The 9,842-nt window shown below is 30.9% G+C and carries 10 protein-coding genes; 9 read left to right on the top strand and 1 reads right to left on the bottom strand.

What is annotated here, in order from left to right; all coding sequences use genetic code 11:
- Positions 1 to 18 precede the first annotated feature (18 nt).
- The 7 genes from AC8GF4_RS07835 to AC8GF4_RS07865 all read left to right on the top strand — a co-directional run bounded on the left by AC8GF4_RS07835 (position 19) and on the right by AC8GF4_RS07865 (position 6,387).
- On the top strand, positions 19 to 642 hold the full coding sequence (locus AC8GF4_RS07835; protein ID WP_506593695.1) for an ExbD/TolR family protein: 624 nt from the start codon (positions 19 to 21) through the stop codon (positions 640 to 642).
- A gap of 19 nt (positions 643 to 661) precedes the next feature.
- The gene (locus AC8GF4_RS07840) at positions 662 to 1,231 is read left to right on the top strand and encodes an ExbD/TolR family protein (RefSeq protein ID WP_506593696.1); all 570 of its coding nucleotides are present in this window, start codon (positions 662 to 664) and stop codon (positions 1,229 to 1,231) included.
- 33 nt (positions 1,232 to 1,264) lie between these two features.
- Positions 1,265 to 2,062 carry an energy transducer TonB gene (locus AC8GF4_RS07845; protein WP_506593697.1) on the top strand — a complete coding sequence of 266 codons (798 nt, stop codon included), beginning with the start codon at positions 1,265 to 1,267 and terminating at the stop codon, positions 2,060 to 2,062.
- A 235-nt stretch (positions 2,063 to 2,297) separates the two neighbouring features.
- Positions 2,298 to 3,221 (top strand): PstS family phosphate ABC transporter substrate-binding protein, encoded by a 924-nt coding sequence (locus AC8GF4_RS07850; protein WP_506593698.1) that lies wholly within the window; start codon positions 2,298 to 2,300, stop codon positions 3,219 to 3,221.
- A 20-nt stretch (positions 3,222 to 3,241) separates the two neighbouring features.
- A complete protein-coding gene (locus AC8GF4_RS07855) occupies positions 3,242 to 4,915 on the top strand; it encodes a tetratricopeptide repeat protein (RefSeq protein ID WP_506593699.1) in 1,674 nt (557 codons plus the stop codon).
- A gap of 149 nt (positions 4,916 to 5,064) precedes the next feature.
- On the top strand, positions 5,065 to 5,697 hold the full coding sequence (locus tag AC8GF4_RS07860) for a 7-carboxy-7-deazaguanine synthase QueE (RefSeq protein ID WP_506593700.1): 633 nt from the start codon (positions 5,065 to 5,067) through the stop codon (positions 5,695 to 5,697).
- A 315-nt stretch (positions 5,698 to 6,012) separates the two neighbouring features.
- Complete coding sequence (locus tag AC8GF4_RS07865; RefSeq protein ID WP_506593701.1) at positions 6,013 to 6,387, top strand: energy transducer TonB; 375 nt, start codon at positions 6,013 to 6,015, stop codon at positions 6,385 to 6,387.
- Positions 6,388 to 6,736: 349 nt separating this feature from the next.
- Here AC8GF4_RS07865 and AC8GF4_RS07870 read toward each other — a convergent pair whose 3' ends face one another.
- On the bottom strand, positions 6,737 to 7,444 hold the full coding sequence (locus AC8GF4_RS07870) for a class I SAM-dependent methyltransferase (RefSeq protein ID WP_506593702.1): 708 nt from the start codon (positions 7,442 to 7,444) through the stop codon (positions 6,737 to 6,739).
- Positions 7,445 to 7,517: 73 nt separating this feature from the next.
- Here AC8GF4_RS07870 and AC8GF4_RS07875 point away from each other — a divergent pair, with 73 nt between their 5' ends.
- Positions 7,518 to 8,012, top strand: coding sequence for a YkgJ family cysteine cluster protein (locus AC8GF4_RS07875; RefSeq protein ID WP_506593703.1), 495 nt, complete (start codon positions 7,518 to 7,520; stop codon positions 8,010 to 8,012).
- 84 nt (positions 8,013 to 8,096) lie between these two features.
- Positions 8,097 to 9,332, top strand: coding sequence for an ABC transporter permease (locus AC8GF4_RS07880; RefSeq protein ID WP_506593704.1), 1,236 nt, complete (start codon positions 8,097 to 8,099; stop codon positions 9,330 to 9,332).
- The last annotated feature ends 510 nt before the right edge of the window (positions 9,333 to 9,842 follow it).

Consider the following 9,842-nt stretch of genomic DNA (forward strand, 5'->3'; position numbering starts at 1 on the left):
AAATAATAGACATAAATAATGGCTAAAATAAAAATGAAAAAAAAGTCCACATCTACCGATATGACGGCGATGTGTGATGTTGCGTTTCTTTTGCTTACGTTCTTTATTTTGACTGCCACTGCTAAAACACCTGAAGTATTACCGGTTGATACTCCACAGTCTACTGTGCAAACAAAATTGCCTGCTGATAATTTATCGACATTAACAATTGGAAAAGCAGAAGGAAAAACTGTAGTATTCTTTGATCTAAAAGGAAAAGATGTTCGTAAAAAAGCACTTGAATTAATGGGTCAAAAATACAATATTACTTTTTCTGAAGCAGACGGTGAGCAATTTTCTTTAATGGAAAGTTTTGGTGTGCCTATTCAAAATTTAAAACAAATTTTGGATATGAAAGCAGCAGATAGAGCAAAGGCTGGACAGACTGGAATACCTAAAGATTCATTGGACAATCAATTGAAAGATTGGATTTTGTATTCTCGTAAAGCAAATATAGAAATCAATGACAAAGAATTGCAATTTGCAATTAAAGGAGATGCAAAGGAGCAATATCCAGCAATCAAACAAGTAATGGATATTTTGCAAGATCAATCTATCAATAGCTTTAACTTGGTTACAGGATTAAGAGGAAAGAATTTTTAATTAAAAAAGACACACTAAAATGGCTGAATTAAATACCGACGGCGGTGGAGGCAAAAAAGGTGGTAAAGTAAGAAGTAAAAAACAAAACTCAAAGGTAGATTTAACTGCCATGGTGGATTTGGCTTTCTTATTAATCACATTCTTTATGCTTACCACTACGTTGTCTAAACCTCAATCCATGGATTTGACGTTGCCAGATAAAGAAAAGGAAACTGAACCGAAAAATGACATAAAAGTAGATGAAAATCGTACTATGACTTTATTGCTTGGTGAAAATGGCAAACTGGTTCGTTATGTTGGAATGTTGGATAAACCACTTGCTGCACCAAAAGATTTTTCTTATGGTAAAGAAGGAATCCGTAAAGAATTAGTTGCTAGAATGGAATTGGTAAAACAATACTCTACTGCTAAAGGAAAACCAAAAGACGGGATGATTGTAATCATCAAACCAAGTAAGAAATCAACTTATCGTAATTTAGTTGACGTTTTGGATGAAATGGCTATTGTTGGCGTAAATGCTACAGGATCATATGCTATTGTACCTGAGTTTTCACCAGAAGAACAAAAATTGTTAGAAGTAAAAAAATAATATTTTTTGCTAATAACCTAATAATTATAAAAAATGAAATTAGATTTAATAAAAAATCAATGGATTGAGATCGTTTTCGAAGGTCGTAATAAGCTATATGGCGCATACGAACTTAGAAAAACGAATCGTAAAACTTCTTTGAGAGCTCTTATTATTGGTAGTATTCTTTTTAGTTTAGCAATAAGTGCACCACTTATCGCTAGTTTCTTACCTGAAGGAGGTGATGAAGCTAATAACGATATTAAGATTACTGCTGTAAAATTGGCGCCAAAGAAGAAAGTAGAAGATATAAAAGATCTTGCACCACCTCCACCACCTCCACCAAAACAAGACATGGTTAAATTCGTTAAACCAGTTGTTGCAAAAGCTGAGGATGTTACTGAAGATCCACCAAAAATGGATGATATCAAAGACAAAAAAACAGGTGCTGAAACTATCAAAGGTGATCCAGATGCTCCACTTACTGTTGAAGAAGTTGGAAATGGACCTGTAGTAGAGGTTATTGAAGAAGATAAAGGGATATACTCTTTGGCTGGAATTGAACAAAAACCTGAATTTCCAGGTGGTATTGAAAAATTCTATACTTTTGTTGGTAAAAACTACCAAGCTCCAGAAGAAGAAGGTCTTAAAGGTAAAGTATATGTAACTTTTGTAGTTGAAAAAGATGGTTCGTTAACTGATATCAAAGTAATTAGAGATATTGGATATGGAACAGGAAAAGAAGCTATCAGAGTTTTGAATAAATGTCCTAAATGGCTTCCTGGAGAACAAAATGGTAAAAAAGTAAGAGTCTTGTATTCGCTTCCTATTACCATTCAATCTGCAGAATAATGTGGAATGATTTATTTAATAATATCAAGAAGAAATCGCTTATTGAGCGATTTCTTCTCATTATAACCATTTTGGTTTTTTTATCCTATTTCTTTTTAGGACTAATGGTTATCTTTTGGAGTAAGTTTCCTTTTGATATTGCAATTAACTATAGAATTGCTTTAGGAATAGTTTTAATAGTATATTCGATTATCCGCTTTTTCCGTGTTTATAACGCTAACAAAAATGAATGATTATGTTTAGAAAGATTAAATACATAGTTTTGGTTTTTATTTTTCTTTTATTTGCTTTTTGTAATCAAAAAGACAAAGTTGTTGAAAACAATGAAACAATTATAAAAGGAACTGCTACCATTTTTGTCGATGAAACTATAATTCCTATTGTAGAGGATGAAATCATGATATTTGAAAGTAAGTATGATGCAAAATTCACTTTAGTTCCAAATTCAGAATCTGAAATATTAAATTCTTTATTTAATAAAAAAGCTACAATTGCTGTTTTATCAAGAGATTTAACTAAAAAAGAGTTAAATATTTTCGAACAAAGACATATAGTTCCTAAAATAACTAAATTTGCTACTGACGGAATTGCGTTTATTTCAAATAAAAGTAAAAATGACACGTTAATATCATTAGTTGATGTTGTTGGTTTTATGAAAGGGATTAGAACTTCTAAAATTAAAGGTTTGGTATTTGACAATCCTAATTCAAGTACAGTAAGGTATATAAATGCTTTAGCAGGGTTAAACCAAATTCCAGAAAATGATGTGTATTCGTTTAAAACGAATAATGAAGTTTTAAAATATGTTGCAGAAAATGATGGTATGGTTGGAATAGTTGGAGCAAATTGGTTGTCTCAACCAAGTGCTGCAATGGAAGAAGTAATTCAAAAGATCAATATTTTAAATGTTAAAGGAATAGGTGGTAAGGAGTATTATTCTCCATCTCAAAATAATTTTGCCGAAGGAACATATCCTTTAATGAGGGATTTGTTTGTTGTAAATTGTCAGGGTTCTACTGGATTAGGAATGGGATTTGCTTCTTTTGTAGCCGGTGATATTGGTCAAAGAATTGTTTTGAAATCAGGTTTGTTACCAGTTGTTATCCCTTCAAGAAAATTGAATATTGTTCGAGAGAAAAATAATAATGAAAAGAAATAAAATTAATTAATTAAACGAAGATGAATAAAGTTAAAATAGTAAGTATTGCTTTATTGGCTATTGTTACTACTAGTCAGGCGCAAGATATTAATCAAGCAAAAAAAGCAATTGATGCCGAACAATTTGAAAGTGCAAAAACGATATTAAAATCAATAATTAATGCAAAACCATCTAATGGAACAGCATCTTTTTATTTGGGAAATGTTTATATGCTTCAAAATAATATTGATTCTGCAAAAATTTATTATCAAAAAGGACTTGCAGGTTCTGATGGAGCTAGATTAAATAATATTGGTTTTGGTTTAATTGATTTAGATAATGGAAATACTGATGCAGCTGAACAAAAATTTGCTCTAGCTACCAAAGATTTAAAAAAGAAAGATATTGAAGAATATCTATTTATTGGTCGCGCTTATACATTCTCTTTAAAGCCAGACTACAAGAAAGCTATTGAGTATTTAACAAAAGCTAAATTAATAAACTCTCAAGATCCTCAATTAAATTTAGCTCTTGGAAATGCCTATTTTGGTGATAAAAATCAAAATGAAGCTTATTCATCTTATAGAAATGCCTATTCTTTGGATAATACTTTAATAAGAGCAAAAATGCAATTAGGTGTTTTGTTAAAAGGAGCTAAAGCTTATACCGAAGCTATAAAAGCATTTGATGAAGTAATTGCAATCAATCCAAATTATGGCCCTGTTTATCGTGAATTGGCAGAAACCTATTATTTATGGGGTAGAAATGAGCCTTCTAAATATAGATTGTATGTAGATAAAGCTTTGGTTAATTATGAAAAATATTTATCATTAACCGATTATTCTCTTAATTCTAGAATGCGTCATGCCGACTTCTTAGTACTTGCAGGTGAATATAAAGCTTTAGAAGTTGAGGCTAATAAGTTAGTTGAATTAGATAAAGTAAATCCAAGAATATTAAGATATTTAGGATTTTCTGCTTTTCAAAATGGGAATTACGATGTTGCTATAAAATCTTTAGAGAATTTTATTGCAAATGGAACTAATAAAGTGATTGCATTGGATTATCAAACATTAGGATTTGCAAAAATAAAAAAAGCTGTTAGTGAAGATGGGAAAACTGTAGATAATGTCTTATTTGATAATGGAATTCTTGATGTAAAAAAAGCAGCTGAAATGGATCCTAATAGCTTGTCTATAAACTTAAGCGATTTAGGTAAAAAATTGTATGAACAGAAATTATACAAACATGCTGCCTCTATTTATGACATAGCTGTTGCTAATAAAGAATCCAAAAACTATGTCTTAGATAATTTTTATTTAGGTAATTGTTTATATTTTGATAATACTCGAAAAGATATAGTTAAGCCAGATCCTGTTGCACTGCAAAGAGCTGATGTTGCATATGCAACTGTTATAGAAGCTTCTCCAAAAACTCAAGATGCTTATATTTATAGAGCTAGAACAAATAGTCTATTGGAAAATGATGAAATGACTATTAAATATTATAATGACTATGTTGCTATTGTTACTGAAAAAGGTCCTGAAGAATTGGCAAAACCAGCAGTAGTGAAGAAAATAATCGAAAGTTATAATACAGCTGCAGCTAGTTATGCAAATACAGACAAAACCAAAGCAATTGAATATTTTAATAAAACCTTAATTTTGGATCCAGCTAATCAATATGCTCTGGATTCATTAAAAGCTTTAAAATAAGTAAATTTACTAAATAACATTGTAACCGATAGTTTTCTTAAACTATCGGTTTTTTTTGGTGTATTATTTTTTCATTCTAAAATCTGCAATCTAAAATCTGCAAACTAAAATCATAAATTGCCTATCTTTGCATCTTAAATAAATAATGGATGTTATCAAAAGAAGTTCAGTTGAAAGTTAATAAGGGAACTATGCTTCCGCTAATGGAAGAGTTTTATACAATACAAGGAGAAGGTTTCCATACAGGTACAGCTGCTTATTTTATTAGAATTGGCGGTTGTGATGTTGGATGTCATTGGTGCGATGTGAAGGAAAGTTGGAATGCAGAACTACATCCACCAACAAATATTGAGTTGATTGTTGACAATGCTTCAAAATACGCTGATACTATTGTAATTACAGGGGGAGAACCATTAATGTGGGATATGGCTCCACTAACTCAAATGTTGAAAACAAAACAGTTAAAAGTTCACATTGAAACTTCTGGTGCTTATCCTTTAAGTGGTTTTTGGGATTGGATTTGTCTTTCTCCAAAAAAAAATAAATTACCCACACAAACAGTATATGACAATGCGCATGAGCTAAAAGTTATCATTTACAACAGACATGATTTTATTTTTGCTGAAGAACAAGCTGATAAAGTTAATGAAAATGCAATTCTTTTTCTTCAACCCGAATGGAGTAAAAAAGAAGAAATGACACCATTAATTGTTGAATATGTAATGAACAATCCGAAGTGGAGAGTTTCCTTGCAAACACATAAATATTTAAATATTCCTTAATCTAATTCAAAAAAGTCGTTTTCTATTTTTTCTTTGTGCATATTTACTTATTAGCTCATTTTTAGTCAGTTACATTTAATCCGTTTTTTTTTGTTAATTTACTATATCGTTTGAGTTAAGTTTTAGTTAATAATTTGCAAATCAATTGATTGTAATTTTAGTTTATGAATATCATATTTTAACTCTATTTTTTTATACATATCGTATTTATTATTTCATTTTTTTATATATTTACTAAAACCTACTATGAGTTGTCATTGTGTTTGACAATCATAAATAAATTATAAGATTATGAAAACAATTTTACTTTCAGTAATGACTCTGTTTATTGTTAGTTTCGCATCTGCACAAGCTAATACAACGATGATTGATGATGCTCCTTTTAATTTTGAAGATGTAGAAATCAGACCTGAGTTTCCTGGTGGATTCAATGAATTAATGAGTTTTGTTGGTAAAAATTTTAAAATAACTGAATATGAAGGTAGCGGCGGAACTTTAAAAGTTGCTTTTGTTATAGAAGTAGATGGCTCTATTTCTAATGTCAGAGTTGTTAAAGATCTTGGAGACGGTACTGGTGCTGAAGCAAAAAGAGTGATTTCTATGTCCCCTCGTTGGTCGTCAGGTGAATTTAGAGGAAAAAAAGTTAGGGTCTTGTATGAGTTGCCAATAAAGATAGCTGGTCAAGGATAATTTTTTATAATACAAAAAAAAAACTCAATCAAGATTAATATTTTGGTTGAGTTTTTTTTATTAATTTAAATTCTAATCTATAAAGCCAATTGCAAAGATTTATACCAAACCCAAATTTATATTAACCTAAATATTTTTCTGGTTTGAAGTTTTCTCCCAAGGGCAATAGGGTTAATCTTTTTTCTCGCAAAGGCGCTAAGGTCGGATGAATCACTTTGCGTCTTTGAAAGAGTTTTAATTTAAAACTTATGCGAGAATTTCTGACGCTTAATAATGTATAAGCTTATGCAAAAGATAAGCTTGTTGGTCTAATATATATTTGTAACTGGTATTATTTTTATTTATAAAATTAAATAAAAAGTCTAGCTAAGTAGTCAAAATGTTCGCCTTCTAGGATTAATTCACATTGCAAACCATTAGCGAAAGCTGCATTTTGTAAAGTATTATAATCAAGAAATAACCAATTTAATGGCGCTTCTTTTTCTCCTTTATATTTTATTGTAAAAACGGTTTCTCCATAGTATTCATTTTGAGATGGGATCCATTTCCCGCCGTCTTCATCTTCATCAAACATATAAATAATATCAGAACTGTCTAGTAAAATTTGTCCATTTGTATTTAATAAGGATTTTAATTTCAAGAGAAATTTTGGAATATTGGCAAGTGTTCCACAAATCCCTGGGCCATTCATTAAAACAATAACAGTATCGAATTTTTCGTTTTCTAAAGTCATTAAATCTTGAACTCTTGCTTTTTTCAAACCACGAAGCGTACAGGCTTGAATTGCATTTTTAGAAATGTCAATAGAAGTCACATCAAGATTTCTTTCATTTTGCAATGTCAAACTATGGCTTCCTGCTCCACATCCTACATCCAAAATTTTTCCTTTGGCAAGTTGTAATGCTTTTTGTTCTATTTTGGGCATTTCATCATAAGTACGAAAAAGGTAAGATACGCTCATTTCGTCCTCTTCAGAGATGGAAGTTTCTGTGATTAAATCCTCAGGTTGATTGTTAGTTTGGTAATCAAGAATGGCTTTGCCGAAAAGATCTTTCATAAATTTAGTTTCAAGTTTAATTCTCCGAGTTTAAAGTTTAGTACTTTTGTGGAAATAAAAACATATTTCACTATTGATACCAGCTTTAAACGAACTCGAAAAACTAGCCAAAGATAAGCATATCGAAAATAAAAAGTATTTTGATAAGCTAAAAAAGAAAACGCCTAAGAATCTTGATTATATAATGCAGGATATTCATGATGCAGAATTTAAAAAAACTGATTGTTTAAAATGTGCTAATTGTTGCAAAACTACAGGTCCCTTATTTACTCTTGCCGATATTGAACGAATTGCAAAACATCTCAGACAAAAACCACAACAGTTTATCGAACAGTATTTGCGTGTAGATGAAGATCAAGATTACGTTTTGAAAACTGTGCCTTGTGCTTTTTTAGATAATGACAATACTTGCTTTATTTACGATGTTCGCCCAAAAGCCTGTCGAGAATTTCCTCACACCGATAGAAAGAAGTTTCAACAGATTACCGATTTAACAATTAAGAATCTTTCAATATGCCCAGCTGCTTTTAATATAATTGAAGAAATGAAGAAAAAACTACCTCTTTAATTTTTCTAAACAAGTTAATTTGTTAAGCAAAGTCATCAATAGATACATAATGTATATTTGTTAGGATCCTCAAAAAAAATAAATTTGAATTTAGAATATTTTATAGCCAAAAGATTGATAACTGCCAGAGATTACAAAAGCAGTATATCAGCACCAATAATAAATATAGCTATATCTGCCATTGCTATCGGAATGATCATGATGATTATTTCAGTAGCTACTGGAATTGGTTTGCAAAATAAAATACGTGAAAAAATATCCGCTTTTAATGGTCAAATCATAATATCAAATTATGACAATAACCAGTCCGAGATTACTTTGTCTCCAATTTCAAAGAATCAAGATTTCTATCCAAAGTTTAGTTCTGTTCCAGGAGTAAGTCACATTCAAGCCATAGGTAGTAAAGCTGGAATAATAAGAACGGAAAATGCGTTCGAAGGAATCATTTTTAAAGGAGTAGGCTTCGATTACCAATGGGATAATTTAAAAGAGTATCTTGTTTCTGGAAGATTACCCGATTTCTCTAAAAATGTCAACCAAGAAGTTGTCATTTCTCAATTTCTAGCCAATAGATTAAATCTGAAAGTAGGTGACTCTTTCAATACTTTTTTTATAAAAGAAGATCAAAATCAATTACCCAACGTGCGAAGGTTTAAAATTACAGGGATATTCAATTCTGGATTTCAACAATTCGACGCTACTTATATAATCGGCGACTTACGTCATATTCAGCGAATCAATAAATGGACTCCAAATCAAATAGGTGCATTCGAGGTTTTTGTAAAGGACTTTAGTAAAATTAAAGAAACAGGTGAGCAAGTTTACAAAAAAACATCATCAACTCTAGATACCAAAACAATTATTGAGAAATACTGTTATATTTTTGAGTGGCTTCAACTTTTCGATTTCAATATAATCGTAATTCTAGTAGTAATGATTCTTGTGGCTACCATTAATATGGTTGTAGCCTTGTTGGTTCTTATTTTAGAACGTACCCAAATGATAGGAATTCTAAAAGCATTAGGAGCTAACAATTGGTCAGTCAGAAAAATATTTTTATATAATGCATTCTATCTTATAGCAAGAGGGCTCTTTTGGGGAAATGCAATCGGAATTTCGATGTTGTTACTCCAACAACAATTTGGTATTATAAAATTAAATCCCCAAAATTACTACGTCAACCAAGCACCAGTAGACATTAATCTAATTTATATTTTGGTGTTAAATCTACTTACTGTAACAGTTTGCTTTTTGGTATTATTAATTCCTTCCTATATAATCACCAAAATATCTCCAGTCAAAGCCATCCGTTTTGATTAAAGTTTCAAAATCAGGAGCTAATTCCTGCTCTCATTCCAATCTTATGAGCCGAACGCCGGCTCCTAAGGATTTTCCCTTCTATCAGGGCTAGGGCCTTGGTTTTCATAAAAAAATTTGTTTTTATAAATTTTCAAAAGTGACACCTTAATATATAGGAAGGCTACTGTGAAGTAAAAACCTGAGTAATCCCTGTAAAACCAGACTTTTTTAAATTGAAAAAGTGATAATGGGCTATATCTTATATATAGGTATAGAAAACAGTAATTAAATTATTGTTGTTAAAAGATAAAGAATCTGTGTAAATCCGTGTTTTCGCTTTAGCGAATCCGTTTCATCCGCGTTCGATTCGCACTCAGATTAGATTAAATGGAGCTGCAGAGGGAGTTCGGGCGCTTAATCCCGTAATAAAGCGGATAAAAGTGTGTCATTGTATATAAGATAGGAAACTCCAGAGCAAAAAACCCGCAAAAACCTGTTAGATCCGTGGCTAAATCCGGCGCAACAAAACAC

It is taken from the genome of Flavobacterium rarum (SeqCode) (genome assembly GCF_965234445.1).
In the GTDB taxonomy this organism is placed as follows: domain Bacteria; phylum Bacteroidota; class Bacteroidia; order Flavobacteriales; family Flavobacteriaceae; genus Flavobacterium; species Flavobacterium rarum.